Source organism: Gordonia metallireducens, assembly GCF_021245825.1.
GTDB classification, from domain to species: domain Bacteria; phylum Actinomycetota; class Actinomycetes; order Mycobacteriales; family Mycobacteriaceae; genus Gordonia; species Gordonia namibiensis.
Genome location: NZ_JAJQJP010000015.1, coordinates 65,554 through 83,338, shown reverse-complemented (window position 1 = coordinate 83,338; position 17,785 = coordinate 65,554). Strand labels below are relative to the sequence as shown.

Here is a 17,785-nt window from a genome sequence, read left to right as displayed (position 1 = left end):
GATCAGTTGGCGAGGTCGTCGACGGTCGCCGACTCGTTGCGCGACAGGTTGATTCCGAGGTTGGCAGCAGCGCGCTCCAGGTCCTCGTCGTCGGTGTCGTGCATCTCGATGGCGGCACCGTCGGAGCTGAGCACCTCGACGTTCAGGCAGAGCGACTGAAGTTCCTTCAGAAGCACCTTGAACGACTCGGGGATGCCCGGTTCCGGGATGTTCTCGCCCTTGACGATCGCCTCGTAGACCTTCACGCGGCCCACCACGTCGTCCGACTTGATGGTGAGCAGCTCCTGCAGGGTGTATGCGGCGCCGTACGCCTGCATCGCCCAGCACTCCATCTCACCGAAGCGCTGACCACCGAACTGCGCCTTACCACCGAGCGGCTGCTGGGTGATCATCGAGTACGGACCGGTCGAGCGAGCGTGGATCTTGTCGTCGACCAGGTGGTGCAGCTTGATGATGTACATGTAGCCGACCGCCACCGGGTACGGGAACGGCTCGCCGGAACGACCGTCGAACAGCGTCGCCTTGCCGTCGCCGTTGACCATGACCTCACCGTCGCGGTTGGGCAGCGTCGAGGACAGCAGTCCGGTCAGCTCCTCCTCGCGCGCACCGTCGAACACCGGGGTGGCGGTGTTGGTGTCGGGCTCCGCCGAGTACATGTCCTCGGGCAGGTTCGAGGCCCACTCCGGGACGCCCTCGGCCACGTTGATGTTCCAGCCGGCCTTGGCGATCCACCCGAGGTGGGTCTCCAGGATCTGGCCGATGTTCATACGACGCGGGACACCGTGGGTGTTCAGGATGATGTCGACCGGGGTGCCGTCGGGCAGGAACGGCATGTCCTCCTGCGGGAGGATCTTGCCGATGACGCCCTTGTTGCCGTGGCGACCGGCGAGCTTGTCGCCGTCCTGGATCTTGCGCTTCTGGGCGACGTAGACGCGGACCAGCTCGTTCACGCCGGGCGCGAGATCGTCGTCGTCGTCGCGGCTGAACACGCGCACGCCGATGACCTTGCCGGTCTCGCCGTGGGGCACCTTCAGCGAGGTGTCGCGGACCTCACGGGCCTTCTCACCGAAGATGGCACGCAGCAGACGCTCTTCCGGGGTCAGCTCGGTCTCGCCCTTCGGGGTGACCTTGCCGACCAGGATGTCGCCGTCGCGGACCTCGGCACCGATGCGCACGATGCCGCGCTCGTCGAGGTCGGCGAGGACCTCGTCGGAGACGTTCGGGATGTCCCGGGTGATCTCCTCGGCACCGAGCTTGGTGTCGCGGGCGTCGATCTCGTGCTCCTCGATGTGGATCGAGGTCAGGACGTCCTCTTCCACGAGGCGCTGCGACAGGATGATCGCGTCCTCGTAGTTGTGGCCCTCCCACGGCATGATCGCCACGAGCAGGTTCTTGCCGAGCGCCATCTCACCGTTCTCGGTGCAGGGGCCGTCGGCGAGGACCTGGCCGGCCTCCACACGCTGACCCTCGTCCACGATCGGACGCTGGTTGGCGCAGGTGCCGTGGTTCGAACGCGCGAACTTGCGCATCCGGTAGGTGTCACGGGTGCCGTCGTCGGACATGACGGTGATGTAGTCGGCCGAGACCTCTTCCACCACACCGGTCTTGGACGACACGATGACGTCACCGGCGTCGACGGCGGCACGGAGCTCCATGCCGGTACCGACCAGCGGCGACTCGTTGCGCACCAGCGGCACGGCCTGACGCTGCATGTTCGCACCCATCAGGGCGCGGTTCGCGTCGTCGTGCTCGAGGAACGGGATCATCGCGGTCGCGACCGACACCATCTGGCGCGGCGAGACGTCGAGGTACTCGACATCGGTGGCGCCCACGAACTCCACCTCGGAGCCCTTCTTGCGCACCAGCACACGCTCGTCGGTGATACGGCCGCTGCCGTCGAAGTTGGTGTTGGCCTGACCGATGAGGAAGCGATCCTCCTCGTCGGCGGTCATGTACTGGATCTCGTCGGTGACGACACCGTCGACGACCTTGCGGTACGGGGTCTCGATGAAGCCGAACGGGTTGACCCGTGCGTACACCGAGAGCGAACCGATCAGACCGATGTTCGGACCCTCAGGGGTCTCGATCGGGCACATACGGCCGTAGTGCGACGGGTGGACGTCGCGCACCTCGAGGCCGGCACGCTCACGGCTCAGACCGCCCGGGCCCAGCGCCGACAGACGACGCTTGTGGGTCAGACCCGACAGCGGGTTGTTCTGGTCCATGAACTGCGACAGCTGGCTGGTTCCGAAGAACTCCTTGATCGCCGCCACGACGGGACGGATGTTGATCAGGGTCTGCGGGGTGATCGCCTCGACGTCCTGGGTGGTCATGCGCTCACGCACGACACGCTCCATACGCGAGAGGCCCACGCGGATCTGGTTCTGGATCAGCTCGCCGACGGTACGCAGACGACGGTTGCCGAAGTGGTCGATGTCGTCGACCTCGACGGGAACCTCCACACCACCGGGCACGGTCATGTAGGTGGTCGTGTGCGGGTCGGCCTCGTGCAGACGCACCAGGTACTCGACGGTCGCGATGATGTCCTCGCGGGTCAGGGTCGACTCGCCGAACATCGGGTTGTCCGTCAGGCCCAGCTTCTTGTTGACCTTGTAGCGGCCCACGCGGGCGAGGTCGTAGCGCTTGTCCTTGAAGAACAGGTTCTCCAGGAGGTTCTCCGCGGACTCCTTGGTCGGCGGCTCACCCGGACGCAGCTTGCGGTAGACCTCGAGCAGCGCCTCGTCCTGGTTGGCGGTGTTGTCCTTCTCCAGGGTCGACATCATGATCTCGGAGAAGCCGAAGCGCTCGGTGATCTCCTCGGTGGTGAAACCGAGGGCCTTGAGCAGCACGGTGACCGGCTGACGGCGCTTGCGGTCGATACGCACACCCACGGTGTCGCGCTTGTCGACGTCGAACTCCAGCCACGCACCGCGACCCGGGATCACCTTGACGGTGTGCAGGGTCTTCTCGGTGGCCTTGTCGATCGACGCGTCGAAGTACACGCCGGGGCTGCGGACCAGCTGGCTCACCACGACACGCTCGGTGCCGTTGATGATGAAGCTGCCCTTGTCGGTCATGATCGGGAAGTCGCCCATGAAGACGGTCTGCGACTTGATCTCACCGGTGTTGTTGTTGATGAACTCAGCGGTGACGAACAGCGGCGCCGCGTAGGTCATGTCCTTGTCCTTGCACTCCTCGACGGAGGCCTTGACCTCGTCGAAGTGCGGCTCGGAGAACGACAGGGACATCGACCCGGAGAAGTCCTCGATCGGGGACAGCTCGTGGAGGATGTCCTCCAGCCCGCCCGTCGGGTTCTCTTCTCCGCGGGCGATCGCCTTGGCGCGCCACTCCGGGGACCCGACGAGCCATTCGAAGGAATCGAGTTGGAGGTCGAGGAGGCCGGGAACCTCCAGCGGCTCGCTGATCTTTGCAAACGACGCGCGATGCGGCGCGCCGGGGATTGTTGAGGTGGACTGGCGGTTGACTGCCAAGATGCGTCCTTCCAACACGACGTTATTCACAACCTAGATGTGCGGTGGCTTGATGGGCCGTTCGCTGGTGACACCCTGAGATCGGCGATCACCGCAGCACACACAACTAAGAGTGGCCGTAGAAGGATCGATTGATGGACAGGAGGCAGCCAGCGCAACGTCCAACTGTAGCAGAAAATAGACGTACTTTGTCAAGCCCGTCAAGAAACGATTTCGCACGGGTGGCTGCCTGCACTCAATCGCTGGTCACAGACTGGCCCGACAACGCCCAAACGTCAAGCGGTACGCGCCAATTTCGCGAACTTGTCCCCGGACTCACCCGGCGACCTGGCGATCAGAACGGCTCGACGCCCTGGATCCGCCAGGTGTCGCCCTCCCTGACCATGGCGAACTGCGCACGCGGGGCCCCGCTGTTGGTGGCCATGCTGTTCTGCGTCTCGCTGATGATCAGGTTGGCGATCACGGTCGCACGGTCGCCGGTCAGGTCCTTGACGCCCAGGGCGTCGACCCGGCACTCGGCACCGGTCTTGGTCTGCGTGATCAGGTCCTTCTGCGCCTTGAAGGTCTTGTCGAACTCCTCGCGCGCCTGCCCCGTCAGGGCATCCTGTGCGCGCTTCTGCCAGTCGTCGAGCTCGGTGTGCTCGTAACCGAACACCGCGCAGATCCGTTGCTGCGCTTGCCCGGTCAGCTCCGAGGTGGCCTCGCGCTCGATGAAGGCCTTGTTCGGGCCGATGCTCGCGCCGGGGTGGAAGGCGAGGACCAGGGCGACGATGCCGAGCACCACCGCGACCGCGGCGAGGATCGCCGCGAGCGGGGTCGACCGCACCTTCTCGCCCACGCCGCTCCCCCGCCGGCCACGAGGGCCGTCCGCGGAGGTGTCCGACGCCGCGTCCGCCGCGGTCGGGTCGGTCGCGCTGGGACGCAGGGTCGAGACCCGGGAGACCGGCCTCTTCGGCTTGGTCAGGTCGGGCTTGCTGGAATCAGACTTGGTGAGGTCGGGCGTGGCGGGCGCCTCGTCGGTGGTGACCTCGTCGGACTTCGACATGGAGACACCTGCGTCGGTGGTCGGCTCGTCGGACGTCGACGGGGAGACACCAGTGTCGGTGGTGACCTCGTCGGACTCCGGCCGGCCGGGACGGGTGTGTCCGGCGACCTTCGGCGTCGGACGACGCTTTCCTGCGGGCTTCTTCGGGTTCTGGGCCATCAGTTTCCGCCTCCCGGTGCCGGCGCGGGCGCCTGGCCGTTTCCGGCCTGACCCGCGTCTGCGTAGGCGATGCCTTCCAGGCCGAGGAGGTTCTCGGCCTTCCAGAGGTCGCCGTCCTTGACCATGCTCACGTCGAATCCGCGCGTCTCGTCGACGCCGGGCTGGCCGGGCCGCTCGAGGGTCGTGCTGACGTAGACGAGGACCTTGGCCTTCTTTTCGTCGGGGTTGACCTCGGTCGGTGCGCTGCGCACCAGGCGCGCGCTGAGCTTCGCGGCCTCGGGTCCCGCCTGCGACAGCATGTCGAGGACACTGCCGTCCTTGCCGCCGAGCACCTCGTCCTTGGCCTTACCGGTCAGGGAGGCCTCGGCACGCTTCTTGAAGCCGTCGAGATCGGTGGGGTCGATCGTGGTGACGTTCAGTACGGCCTGCTCGGCCGCCTGGGTGGCGTCGTCACGCGTCTGCTGCGCGGGGTACTGGTTCGCGTAGACGTCATAGGCGCGCACTCCGAACACGACCACGCAGACCGTCGCCGCGATCACCGCGATGATCGCCAGGGCGAGCGGCGCGACACCGGCGATCCGCGTCACCGCGGGGCGGGTGCTCGTCTCGGTCGGATCAGTGTCCGAGTGTGCTGGGTCTGAGGGTTCGGGGGTGCCAGTCATAGCAGAAGACACTGTATAGATCGCTCCTGAGCGCGGGCCAAGGCCGAGAGTCCACCGGGAAGCGGAGTCCGGGCCCTGGACGGCCTGCGTTCGTCTACTTGGGCCGCACGCCGAGCAGCGCTGCGAGCTGCTGGGCCAGCGGGTTGAGGTTCAGCTTGTCGGGGTCCTTCTTCGGCGTGGAGTCCCACGGCTGCGGGTACGCGGGATTCGCGTACTGCGCACGATCCGCACCGCGCACACCCGTCGGATTGCCGAGCGGCACGGTGCACTTGGCCTCGGTGTTGAACGGGAATTCGTCGTAGTGCTTGTCGAAGTTCGGGTTCTTGCGTCGCATCTCGGCCATGAGCGCGTCGGTGCTCTCGTAGCCCCGGGTACATGCGGCGGGGTTGTTGGTCTCGAGGACGACGCCGAAGTGGATCTGGCCGTCACCGGGCGCCGGCGAGTGGCTACCGGCCGACAGCGCGGACAGCATCGCGACGGTCGTCGAGATGTTGTAGGTCGCCGGCTCGATGGTGCGGGAGACCTCGGCGAGGTCCTTCACCACCTTGGAGATGTCGTTGCCGTTCTTCTGGATGAGCTCGGAGATCTCCGTCGCCGACAGCGTGCCGGTGGTGAGCAGACGACGCAGGTCGGGATCGGAGGTCGCGAGAGTCGCGGTGACCAGGTTGAGGTTCCGCGACCACGTGAGGATCGCATCCGACTGGTCGGCCTGCGTCTCGAGGACGACGTTCGAGTCCTGGATCAGCGACACGACCTGGGGCAGGTTGTCGACGCCTGCACGCGACAGCTTCCCCAGCGAGTCGACGAGGCGGGTCAGGTTCTCGCTCTGACCGTTGAACGCCTTCCCGAGCTCGGTGATCACGATGTTCAGGTCGTCCACCGGGATCGACGAGGTGAAGTCGATCGCCGACTTCACGACGTCCTCCAGCGGCTCGGGCAGCTTGGACTTCGTGATGACGTCGCCGTCCTTCAGGTACGGCCCCTCCGCGGAGGTCGGCTGGAGGTCGACGTACTGCTCACCGATCGCCGAACGAGACGCGACGACCGCGGTCGCCGACGCCGGGATGTCCGGGCCGCCGGAGTCGATGTCGAGCTTCACGTCGACGCCGGTCTTGGTCAGCGTCATCCCGCCGACGCGTCCGACCGGCACGCCCTGATACGAGACCTCGGCGTTGGTGAAGATGCCGCCGGAATCGGGCAGCTCCGCGGTGACCGTGTACATGCCGACACCGGCGAGCTTGTCGAGCCGCGCATATTTGGCACCGACATACACCAGCGCGATCAGGCCGACGACGACGAACACGATCAGCTGGATCTTGACGAGTCTGCTGGTCATCGTCCTGCTCCTGTAGGTGCCTGCGACTTGGGTGCGATACCCAACGCCGCGAGCGGGCCGTCGAGAATGCCCTGTCCCGGCTTCGCAGGCGCGGGCATCGGGCCGGCGCCCTCGGCCGATCGTGAGAACGATGCCGCCGGGTAACGCCCGCCGGACGGCGGCGTGTTCGGTCCCGGCCGCCAGTTCGGGCCGGGCGGCAACAGCGTGATGGTCGGCCAGCCGTAGCGAGGTCCGTTACCGCCGTAGTACGGGTTCCGCTTGTCGACGGGCACCTTCACGCGGGCCGGCGGCGAGTACTTCGGTGTCCCCTGCCCCACGCCGAGTGCCTCGATCTGGTTGAGGATGCGCAGGTCCAGGGTCATGAACAGGTTGGTCGCATCGCCCTTGACGCCGGGCAGCAGCCAGTCCGGGAACGGGTGGGTGAGGATCAGCGGTGCTGCGGTGATCGCGTCCGGGGCGGCCGCGGCGAGCTGGGTCAGCACCGGACGCAGCGCCTTGAGGTCGTTGATCAGGGCCTTGCGCGACTTGCCGAGCACGTCGGTGCCGACCTGGCCGAGCTCGTCGAGCTTGGTCAGCAGGTCGACGAACTGCGGGCGCTGTTCCTCGAGCACCTCGATGCCCTCGGGCAGTTGCTTGAGGATGCGGTCGATCTGTTCGGTCTGCGCCGCGGTCCGTTCGGACAGGTCGGCCAGCCCGTCGATCGCGCCGATGATGTCGTCACGCTGGCGGTTGAGGCCGGCGATCAGCTTCTCGGTCTGGTCGATCAGGTCGCGGACCTTGCCGGCCCGGCCGTCGAGCGCCTTGTTCAGTTCGGTGACGATCGGCTGGATCTGGTTGATACCACCGCCGGTGAGCAGCAGTGCCAGAGCACCGAGGACCTGCTCGATGTCGGTGGCGGTACGCGTCCGCGACACCGGGATCGGCTCGGCCGGGTTCTGGCGCGGAGCCTTCGCGCTGTCCTCCGGTTCGCTCAGTGACACGAACTTCTCGCCGAGGAGCGAGGTCTGCTGAACGCTCGCCTCGGACTCGTCGGAGAGGTCGACCTCGTTCTTGACCTCGACCGTGACCTGGGCGAACCACTGATCGTTCGGCACCTCGACCTTGGTCACGCGGCCGACGGGGATGCCGTCGCGCTTGACCATCGACTGGGGCACCAGGTCGAGCACGTCGTCGAACTGGATCTTGTAGGTGCGCGGGTTGCTGCCGGTGTCGACGCCGCCGGGCAGCGGCAACGACTGGATGCCGTTGGACATACAGCCCGACACGAGAACCGTGAGTGACAGGGCTGCACCGGCCAGGGCCATTCGCATGGACCGTCGGTTCATCAGTTGCCTCCCCGGGGACGCGGAGTGCTCGACGGCGACGGCTTGGAAGTCGTCGGCTTCGGCTTCGACGTGGTCGGCTTCGGCTTGGTCGTGGCGGCCGAACCGAGCTCGGGATCGGGATTACCGGGGACCGTGCCGGGTACCGGAGCCTTCTGCAGCTTGTTGTTGCTCATGATGCCGAAGGGCAGGACGGGCAGCATCGGCTCGAGCACGCCGTCGGTGATCTGCTTGCCGAGTGCCTCACACTGGCTGATCAGCGGACGGAGCGTGTTGCTGAACTGCGTGGCCTGCGGATTGCCCGGGAGCAACTGGCCGAGGTCGAGCAGACGGCACTGCGCACCGATCAGGTCCTGCAGATCCGGGATGGTCAGGCGCATCGCCAGGGTCCCCGACTCCGCGTCGTAGGCGTTGATCAGGTTGCTGATGGTGACCGGCAGGACCGTCAGGATCTCCTTGAGATTGTCCTTGCGGTTGAGCAGTGTCTGCGTCGTCGGCTGCAGGTCCTTGACGGTCTCACCGATCTGCTCGCGGTTGTCGTCGAGGAATCCCGCCACGTCGCCGAGCGCGACGGACAGCTTGTTCAGCGCAGCTGCGAGCTGTTCGCGCTCACCGGCGAGGAACTTGTTGAACGACGCCATCTGCGTGTTGAACTGCCGCACCTGGGCGTCGTTCTCGCGCAGGGCGCCGACGAAGGTGTTGAGGTTCTTGACGGTGTCGAAGAGGTTCCCGCGCGAATCGCTGAGGGTCGTGCTGGCCTTCGACAGGTTCTCGATGGCGGCGCCGAGCTTGTCGCCGTTGCCTTCGAGGTTTGCGGCACCGGTCGCGACGAGTTCGCTCACCGCACCCTGCCGTCCGGTGCCGTCGGTCTTGTTGGCACCGTCGGGACCGAGCGCGTCGGACAGTTCCTTGACGCTGGCGTAGAGCTCGTCGACCTCGACCGGGACCATGGTCTGGTCCACGCCGAGAGTGATGTCCCGCCCGGCCTTCGGCCCACCGGAGTAGGCGGGGGTCAGCTGCACGTAACGGTCGGCGACGACCGACGGGATCACCTGCACGGCACGGACGTCCTCGGGCAGGGTGATGCCGCGGTCGACGGTCATCGTCACCTTCACGGTGTCGCCCTGCGGCGTCACCGAGTCGACCTTGCCCACGGCGACACCGAGGATGCGGACGTCGGAACCGGAGTAGATGCCGACCGACCGCTTGAAGGTCGCGGTGATCTTGGTGGTCCCCATCGACGAGAACACCCACCACAGTGCGCCGGCGACGACCAGCGCGAGGATCAGTCCGAGGACGAGGGCCACGATGTGGCGCGGGGTGAACCAGCGGCCGGGACCGGAGGTCTGTGTCAGGTCTGGTGCGGTCATCAGCCTGCCTCCGTTCCGCCGTTGTTCTGTTCGAGCGTCTTCTTGTTGGGCGGACGTGTCGTGTTCTGCTGCGGCAGTGCCGGCGGCAGGAGGTTCACGACGGACGACTCGAACCAGCGACCGTTGCCGAGCACGTTGGCGTAGAGCCGGTAGAACGGCGCCATGTACTTGATCGAGTCGTTGAGGTTCTGGTTCTGACGCTGTAGCAGCTCATTGACGCCCTTCAGCGCGTCGAGCGCCGGTCCGATCTGTTCCTCGTTGTCGCGCACGATCCCGGTGAGCGAGTCGCCGAGGCTCGTCGTGCTCGCGAGCAGCGAGGAGATGGCCTGCTGCCGGTTGTTCAGTTCGTCCAGCAGCTGTCCGGCACCGCCGATGAGGCGTACGAACTCCTCGTTGCGATCGGCGAGCAGCTTGGAGGTGTCCTTGGTTGCGGCCAGGAGTTTCTGCACCTCCTGGTCGCGGCTGGCGATCGTGTTGGACAGACGCGCCAGGCCGTCAAGTGCCGGACCGGTGGTGCCTGCGGTGCCCGAGAAGGCATCGGAGAGCACGCGCATCGACTCGGCCAGCTGGTCGTTGTCGAAGTCCTCGATCTGGTTCGCCGCCGCCGAGAAGGCCTCGATGACGTCGTACGGGGCGACCGTGTCGGTCAGCGGGACGTCGGGATCGGCGGGTTCGCTGCCGCGCGGGTTCAGCGACAGGTACTTCTGACCGAGGATCGTCTTGATCTGGATGGACGCCTGCGTCTGGTCACCGATCCAGGTGTTCTCCACCTTGAAGGTGACGTCGACCTTGTCGCCGTTGAGCTTGACGTCGTCGACCTCGCCGACCTTCACACCGGCGACGCGCACCTCGTTGCCGGGCTTGAGCCCGGCGGCCTCGGAGAACTCCGCGGTGTAGCGGGCTCCCGCACCCAGCAACGGGACGTCGGTCAGGTAGAACGCGCTGAGTCCCAGCATCATCAGGATCAGGATGCCGATGGCACCGATGCTCACCGGACTGCGTCGACCACCGAACCGGCGATGGGGGTGCTGCTTCGGCGCATCCGCCTCGGCTGCGTCGTCCTTGTTGTCGTTCTGATCTGCCATCGTGGTCACCCCCCTGGCTTCTCGTCGGCCCAGCAGCGGGTTGCCGCGCTGGTGTAGAGCACGTGATTGATGTCGGGCAGCGGTACCAGCGGCTGCGTCAACAGCGGCGACTTGCCGGTGCCGGCGACCACGTCGATGCCGCACAGATAGAACTGGAACCAGGAGCCGAAGGTCGCGGCCCGGCCGATCTTCTGCAGCTTGATCGGCAGGTTGGTCAGCGTCTCCTCGATGTCCTTGTCGCGCTTGTTGATCTGGTCGGCGAGCGACTTCAGACCGGCGATGTCGCCCTGGATGGACGGACGTGTCGCACCGAGGATGTTCGCCGTGACCGAGGTCAGGTTCGAGACCGAGCTGATCGCCGAGCCGACCGAACCGCGCTGTGCGGCAAGGCCGGTCACGAGCTTCTCGGTGTTGTCGAGGAGGCTGGTGAACTGCTCGTCGTTGCGGTTGACCGTGTCGAGCACCTTGGTGAGGTTGCCGATCAGGTCACCGATGACCTTGTCCTTGTCGGCGATCGCGTTCGTCAGGTCCGCGGTGTCGCTGACCAGGCGCGTGATCGAGCCGCCCTGACCGTCGAAGATCGCGATGATCTGCTCGGTCAGCTTGTTGACGTCCTCGGCCGAGAGCTGCTGGAACAGCGGACGGAAACCGTTGAACAGTTCGGTGAGGTTCACCGGCGGATGCGTGTCGACCCGTCCCGGCTGTAGTCCGAAGGTGTGGCCCTGCCCCACGGTCTTCGTCGGGTCGCCCGCTCCCTGCTCGAGTCCGAGGTACCGCAGACCAGTGAGGTTGCGGTAGCGGATGTAGAGCTGGGTGCCGTCCGGCAACCGGTCGCGGTCGACGTTGAACGAGACCATCGCCCGGTTGCGGTCGTAGACCTCGACCTTCTCCACCTGTCCGACGCGAACACCGGCGATACGGACGTCGTCTCCGGAGTTCAGCAGGGTGGCGTCAGAGAAGACGGCCTTGAACTTCGCGTCACCGTCACCACCGGCGTTCGCGATGGTGAGCGCGAGCAGGCTGGTGGTGACCACGGTGACGACCGCGAAGATGATCAGCTTGACCAGGGGCGCGACGATCGACCTCATTTGATGTCGACCTTCGCTCCCTGGAGGGCGCCGCCGGCGATCATCGTGACCCAGGTCGGCACCGACTCCGGTGTCTCACCGGTGGTCGCGCCGTAGATGACCTGGAGCTGCTTGCGGTAGTCCGGGTCGTCGAACGGGTTGGGCTTGACCGATCCCGCGGGGATGCCGCTGAACTGCGGCTGCGGGAGCGACTTGACGGTGCGCGGGCCGGCGTTGCGTGACGGCGGCTGGTAGCTGCCGTCGGCGAGGCCGCCACCCGGGTACTGCGGGAACGGGCGACCGTCCTTGGCGGGCTCGTAGCACACGGCGGGCGGGTCGAGATCCATGAAGCGGGGTTCGTCCTGGTTCGGTAGGTATCGGCCACGGGGGTTGACGAACTGCAGGTTCACGCGCACGCCGGGGTTCTCGGTGCCCTGACCCACGATGTTGCGTGATTCGGGGACCAGACCCGCGAAGTTGCGGAACGTGCAGACGAACGTCGGGGACTGCTTGGCCAGCCCGACGAGGAGCTGCTCGGAGTCGACGGCGAGGTCGATCAGGTCGGTGCGGTTCTGGCGGAGCCAACCGGTGAGGTCATCCGAGGCCACACCGAGGGTCGCGATCAGTGTCCGCAGATCACCCTGGCGTTCGACGATGGTGTTCGACGTGGTGCGGAACGAGTCCAGTGCGTCGACGACGTCGGGCAGTGCCTGCGAGTAGGTCTGCGAGAAGGTCGCGAGACCCTCGAGGGTGCCCTCGAGGTCGGGCAGGTTCTTGTTGACCTCGCCGAAGATCTCGTCGAGCTCCTCGAGCGTGGTGCCGAGCTGCTCGCCGCGACCCGACAGCGCCTTCGACAGCGAGGTGAGCGTCGCGTTGAGATCCTGCGGCGGGATCGCCTCGAGCACCGGCAGCAGGTCGTCGAACAACTGCTGGACCTCGAGAGCGTTGCCGCTCTTGTCGGTCTCGATGGTCGCGCCGTTCTTCAGCGTCGGACCGTTGTTGTCCTCGGGAACCTGCAGCGCCACGTACCGCTCACCGAAGAGCGTCTTCGGCAGGATGCGCGCGGTGGTCTTGTCGGACAGCTCCGAGGCCTTGGTCGGATCGAGGCCGAGGATGACCTCCACCGAGCCGTCCGGCGCGGGCTTGACCGCGCGGACCTCGCCGACGATCATGCCGCGCGCCTTCACGTCGGCGTTCGCGGGGAGCGCGTTGCCGGTGGAGTCGGTCAACAGGGTGACGTCGGTGAAATCCTGGAACGTCTTGTTGAACTTGGTGATGGTCGCGGTCAGGAACAGTGCGACCACGATGAAGAAGACCAGGCCGAGCAGCCTCTTACGCAGGGTCGACACGCCTAACCTCCCACTCTGACCGTCGTGGTGGTGCCCCAGATGGCGAGTCCCAGGAAGAAATCGAGGACCGCGATGAGGACCAACGCCGCTCGGACCGCGTGGCCGACGGCCACGCCCACACCTGCCGGACCACCGGATGCGTAGTAGCCGTAATAGCAGTGCACCAGGATGATCACGAAGGCGAAGACCAGCACCTTGCCGAACGACCAGAGCACGTCGGCCGGTGGCAGGAACAGGTTGAAGTAATGGTCGTACGAGCCGCCGGACTGCCCGTTGAAGACAGTCGTCACCACTCTCGAGGCGAGATACGCCGACAGCAGACCCAGCACGTACAGCGGGATGACGGCGATGAAGCCGGCGATCACGCGGGTCGACACCAGGAACGGGATCGACGGCACGGCCATCGTCTCGAGGGCGTCGATCTCCTCGGAGATCCGCATGGCGCCGAGCTGAGCGGTGAAGCCACAACCGACGGTCGCGGACAGGGCGAGGCCGGCCACGAGGGGCGCCACCTCACGGGTGTTCACGTAGGCCGAGAGGAAGCCGGTCAGGGCCTGCGACCCGATCTGGTCGAGCGCGGCGTAACCCTGCAGGCCGACGACGACGCCGGTGAAGCCCGACATCAGCACCATCACGCCGATGGTGCCGCCGATGACCGCGAGTCCGCCCGAGCCGAAGGCGACTTCGGCGAGCAGGCGCATGACCTCACGGGTGTAGTGCACCAGCGTCTTCGGCATCCACGCGAGCGTGCGGCCGTAGAACGACATCTGCTCGCCGGCACCGTCGAGCACCTTGAGTGGCTTGCCCAGCTGTTTGCGGGCCTCGTACATGTAGTACTCGGGCCTGCTCTTGGCGATCGTCACGCCACCGCCACCATCGGTCACGTCTAGCTCCCCTTCGGCGGAACGATCTGCAGGTAGACCGCAGTGATGATCAGGTTGGCGAGGAACAGCAGCAGGAAGGTGATGACGACGCTCTGGTTGACGGCGTCACCCACACCCTTCGGTCCGCCCTTGGGGTTGAGCCCCTTGTAGGAGGCGACCACGCCGGCCAGCACACCGAAGATGGCTGCCTTCAGCGTCGAGACATAGAGATCGGGCAACTGGGCGAGAGCACCGAACGACGCCAGGTAGGCGCCCGGGGTGCCACCCTGCACCACCACGTTGAAGAAGTAACCACCACCGATGCCGATGACGGCGACGAGGCCGTTGAGCAGCATCGCGACCAGGACCATGGCCAGCACGCGCGGGACCACGAGACGCTGGATCGGGTTGATGCCCAGCACCTCCATGGCGTCGATCTCCTCACGGATGGTGCGCGAACCGAGGTCGGCGGCGACCGCCGATCCGGCCGCACCCGCGATGAGCAGCGAGGTCACCAGTGGCGACCCCTGCTGGATGACGACCAGCACGCTGGCCGCACCGGTGTACGACTCGGCACCGAGCTGTTTGATCAGCGAGCCCGTCTGCAAGGAGACGATGGCGCCGAACGGAATCGCGATCAGGGCGGTGGGCAGGATCGTCACACTGGCGATGAACCACGCCTGCTGGATGAACTCCCGCCACTGGAACGGGCGCACAAAGGTCTGGCGTGCAACATCGACGAAGAGCTGAACAATATTGCCGGTCTGGGCGAGAGCACCTGTTCCGGCCTGCGCGATTCGGTCGACGCCACGCGTGGTGGCATTCGTCATCCCTAGATGGTCCGCCCTTCGTTCCCGTCAGCAGCACGATGACTGGGCTTGGTCAGTGCGTCGCCGCCACCGGGCGTCTGCCACTGCTCGGTCGGCGCATCGCTGCCGCCGTAGTCGATGACGTCGGTCTTGGGGTCGGCGACGGCCACGTTCCCGTCCGAGGCCTTGGTCCATTCGTTGTCGCCCGAATTGCCGTGGCGCCCGCCGCCCTCGTTCGCCATGCCCTCGGCGTGCGCGCGGCTCTCGGCGCGGATCTGGTCTTCCTGCTCCTGGCTGCGCAGGATCGCCTCCTGCGCATTCTTCGGCAGGTCGGGCAGCATCGCGTGGACGCGCTCACGGTGACGGGCGACGGCCTTGCGCTCGGGCATACCGGGATTGGGCTGGACCTGCGGGATGATCTCGGTGAAGTCCTCCTTGGTGCCACCACCGGAGATACCCGCGGCCTGCATCGCCTCTTCCTGCTTCTGGACGGCCTCGTCCTTCTCCTCGGACATGCCGATCGGACCGAAACGGTCGCCGGAGAGGAACTGCTTGACCACCGGCTGCTCCGAGGTCAGCAGCTGCTCGCGCGGACCGAACATCACCAGTTCCTTGCGGAAGAGCATGCCGATGTTGTCCGGGATCGTACGAGCGATGTTGATGTTGTGCGTCACGATCAGGATCGTCGCGTCGATCTGCGCGTTGATGTCGATCAACAGCTGCGAGATGTAGGCGGTACGAACCGGATCCAGACCCGAGTCCGGCTCGTCGCACAGGATGATCTGGGGATCGAGAACGAGGGCGCGGGCCAGGCCGGCGCGCTTGCGCATACCGCCGGAGATCTCGCCGGGGAGCTTGTCCTCGGCACCGGTCAGACCGACCAGGTCGATCTTCTCCATGACGATGTCGCGGACCTCGTTCTCCTTCTTCTTCGTGTGCTCACGAAGGGGGAACGCGATGTTGTCGAACAGGCTCATCGAACCGAACAGCGCACCGTCCTGGAAGAGGACGCCGAACAGCTTACGGATCTCGTAGAGCTCCTTCGCCGAGCACTGCGTGATGTCGGTGCCGTCGATGATCACCGAGCCCTGCTCGGGATGCAGCAGACCGATCAAGGTCTTCAGGAACACCGACTTACCCGTACCCGACGGTCCGAGCAGTGCGGAGACCTCTCCCTCCGGAAGGGTCAGAGTGACATCACGCCAAATGTTCTGAGATCCGAACGACTTGGTGAGCCCCTCGACACTGACCTCTACACCCACAACTTCCTCCAGACGTTCGCTGCCCCCGAGAGCGGCCACGGTGTGGCCGCACACCAGCCGGTGGCATTTGTGGTTGGGGTCACTGTAACCGACCAGAGTCCACCCACAACGCGACCGGAGCTACTCAGCGTTGACGACGAGGAAGCTACCAACCGGTAACCCTCGTCGCGTCGATGACATTAGCGGATGGAACGAAGTGAGGGAAGTCGGACATAACCACCCCCTGTGACGCCCGACGCAGAGTCGCAGGTCACTCGGGTGGACGCCGTTTCGACCGTGCGACATCGACCGAAGTCGTTGGGCCGGAATGGAGTCGCACGCGACTTGCCGTCGGGAGACGGACGTCCACGAAGCGCACCAACCATCCCCCGGAGTACGGTCCGGTCAGGCCGCCAGGAGTCCGGCAGGCACCACCCAAGGCCGAATCGATTCGACCAACTCTCCGCGTTCCAGAGTGGACCAGGTCCAGCGGATCGCCATGATTCCTTGCGCCCGGAGCGCGTCCTCTCGCTTCTTCTCGCGGATCAACGCTGCGGCCGCCGTCTCCCCGGGCGCAGCAGCCGACCATACTTCTGCAGGCCGTCGAACTCACCGACGACTCGGCCGTCCCCGTCGGAGTCCGACCTCGCTTCCCCATCGGGGATCTGGAACGTGTGCTGGACACGAGGCAGCGGCAGCCCGGCCGCGATCATCTGCGCACGACTCCACGATTCCCCGACGCTCTCCGACCGGGGTCGGCGAAGGTGAGAGCGCGACGATCGGTACCCACGTTCGGCCACCCCGCTCGGGCGGCCATCAACCCGGCGACGCACACTCAGCCGAGCTCGCGCGGCCGGATCGAGGTCGCGCGCGACATCAATCCAGACCCCCGAACGACAACGAACCCGGGACAGCAAACGCTGTCCCGGGCTCGTGGAGTCGAGTAAGAGAGTCTTACTTGACAGAAACCTTGGCGCCGGCCTCTTCGAGCTTGGCCTTGGCAGCCTCGGCGGCCTCCTTGTCGACCTTCTCCAGGAGAGCCTTCGGAGCACCCTCGACGAGGTCCTTGGCCTCCTTCAGGCCCAGACCCGAGACGACCTCGCGGACGACCTTGATGACCTGGATCTTCTTGTCGCCGGCACCCTCGAGGATGACGTCGAACTCGTCCTGCTCGGCAGCAGCCTCGGCGCCACCGGCAGCCGGTGCGCCTGCAGCGGCAACGGCGACCGGAGCGGCCGCGGTGACCTCGAAGACCTCTTCGAACTTCTTCACGAAATCGCTGAGCTCCAGCAGGGTCAGTTCCTTGAACTGCTCGATGAGCTCGTCAGCGGTGAGCTTCGCCATGGTGGCGTCCTTCCTGTAAGTCCCCGTACGGGGTTGGTGTGCATCCCCGTACGGTCCGGGGACTGGCTTTGGTGCGGCGAGTTATTCGCCGGCTTCGTTCTTCTTCTCCTGCAGGGCCGCTGCGAGACGCGCGACCTGCGATGCCGGCTGGTTGAACAGACCGGCTGCCTTAGCCAAGTTGCCCTTCATGGCGCCGGCGAGCTTGGCCAGCAAGACCTCACGGGTCTCAAGGTCGGCGATCTGCTCGATCTCGGCAACGGACAGCGCGCGGCCGTCCATGTACCCGCCCTTGATGACCAGAGCCTTGTTGTCCTTGGCGAACGTCTTGATCGCCTTCGCGGCCACAACCGGCTCACCTTCGATGAAGGCGATGGCGGTCGGACCGGTGAACAGCTCGTCGAGCCCTTCCACGCCCGCATCAGCTGCGGCACGCTTCACCAGGGTGTTCTTGGCGACGGAGTAGGTTGCACCCTCACCGAGGGAACGTCGCAGCTGGGAGATCTGGGTGACGGTGAGTCCACGGTATTCCGTGACCACTGCCGCCGTGGAGCCCTTGAACTGCTCTGCGATCTCCGCAACAGCGGCGACCTTTTCGGACTTGGCCATACTTCGCCTCCTCTCCTCGTCACTTGAGTTGGTCGG

At 65.9% G+C, this 17,785-nt stretch carries 14 protein-coding genes and 1 pseudogene; all 15 read right to left on the bottom strand.

Features of this window, described 5'->3' with window-relative positions:
• Positions 1-2 precede the first annotated feature (2 nt).
• The 15 genes and pseudogenes from rpoB to rplJ all read right to left on the bottom strand — a co-directional run bounded on the left by rpoB (position 3) and on the right by rplJ (position 17,749).
• Positions 3-3,509 carry a DNA-directed RNA polymerase subunit beta gene (gene rpoB / locus LQD00_RS04285; RefSeq protein WP_232715817.1) on the bottom strand — a complete coding sequence of 1,169 codons (3,507 nt, stop codon included), beginning with the start codon at positions 3,507-3,509 and terminating at the stop codon, positions 3-5.
• 316 nt (positions 3,510-3,825) lie between these two features.
• Entirely contained in the window at positions 3,826-4,695 is an 870-nt protein-coding gene (locus tag LQD00_RS04280; protein ID WP_232715816.1) for an ARC6/PARC6 family protein, read from the bottom strand.
• Entirely contained in the window at positions 4,695-5,357 is a 663-nt protein-coding gene (locus LQD00_RS04275) for a hypothetical protein (RefSeq protein WP_232715815.1), read from the bottom strand. Before LQD00_RS04275 ends, LQD00_RS04280 begins: the two co-directional genes overlap by 1 nt.
• Before the next feature lie 94 nt (positions 5,358-5,451).
• On the bottom strand, positions 5,452-6,693 hold the full coding sequence (locus LQD00_RS04270; RefSeq protein ID WP_232715814.1) for an MCE family protein: 1,242 nt from the start codon (positions 6,691-6,693) through the stop codon (positions 5,452-5,454).
• Entirely contained in the window at positions 6,690-8,018 is a 1,329-nt protein-coding gene (locus LQD00_RS04265) for an MCE family protein (RefSeq protein ID WP_232715813.1), read from the bottom strand. Before LQD00_RS04265 ends, LQD00_RS04270 begins: the two co-directional genes overlap by 4 nt.
• A complete protein-coding gene (locus tag LQD00_RS04260) occupies positions 8,018-9,385 on the bottom strand; it encodes an MCE family protein (RefSeq protein ID WP_232715812.1) in 1,368 nt (455 codons plus the stop codon). The genes LQD00_RS04265 and LQD00_RS04260 overlap by 1 nt, the downstream gene beginning before the upstream one ends.
• A complete protein-coding gene (locus LQD00_RS04255) occupies positions 9,385-10,470 on the bottom strand; it encodes an MCE family protein (protein WP_232715811.1) in 1,086 nt (361 codons plus the stop codon). The genes LQD00_RS04260 and LQD00_RS04255 overlap by 1 nt, the downstream gene beginning before the upstream one ends.
• A 5-nt stretch (positions 10,471-10,475) precedes the next feature.
• On the bottom strand, positions 10,476-11,558 hold the full coding sequence (locus tag LQD00_RS04250) for an MCE family protein (protein ID WP_232715810.1): 1,083 nt from the start codon (positions 11,556-11,558) through the stop codon (positions 10,476-10,478).
• A complete protein-coding gene (locus tag LQD00_RS04245) occupies positions 11,555-12,886 on the bottom strand; it encodes an MCE family protein (protein ID WP_006865196.1) in 1,332 nt (443 codons plus the stop codon). Before LQD00_RS04245 ends, LQD00_RS04250 begins: the two co-directional genes overlap by 4 nt.
• A gap of 2 nt (positions 12,887-12,888) precedes the next feature.
• A complete protein-coding gene (locus LQD00_RS04240) occupies positions 12,889-13,770 on the bottom strand; it encodes an MlaE family ABC transporter permease (protein WP_006865197.1) in 882 nt (293 codons plus the stop codon).
• 2 nt (positions 13,771-13,772) lie between these two features.
• Positions 13,773-14,579: an MlaE family ABC transporter permease gene (locus LQD00_RS04235; protein ID WP_006358237.1), complete on the bottom strand. Its 807-nt coding sequence runs from the start codon at positions 14,577-14,579 to the stop codon at positions 13,773-13,775.
• Positions 14,580-14,581: 2 nt separating this feature from the next.
• Complete coding sequence (locus tag LQD00_RS04230; RefSeq protein ID WP_006865198.1) at positions 14,582-15,820, bottom strand: ABC transporter ATP-binding protein; 1,239 nt, start codon at positions 15,818-15,820, stop codon at positions 14,582-14,584.
• 384 nt (positions 15,821-16,204) lie between these two features.
• Positions 16,205-16,598, bottom strand: a pseudogene (locus LQD00_RS04225) (hypothetical protein); the annotation flags it as partial.
• A gap of 155 nt (positions 16,599-16,753) precedes the next feature.
• Positions 16,754-17,143, bottom strand: coding sequence for a 50S ribosomal protein L7/L12 (gene rplL, locus LQD00_RS04220; protein WP_006865200.1), 390 nt, complete (start codon positions 17,141-17,143; stop codon positions 16,754-16,756).
• Between the two features lie 81 nt (positions 17,144-17,224).
• Complete coding sequence (gene rplJ, locus LQD00_RS04215; RefSeq protein ID WP_006865201.1) at positions 17,225-17,749, bottom strand: 50S ribosomal protein L10; 525 nt, start codon at positions 17,747-17,749, stop codon at positions 17,225-17,227.
• Positions 17,750-17,785 lie beyond the last annotated feature (36 nt).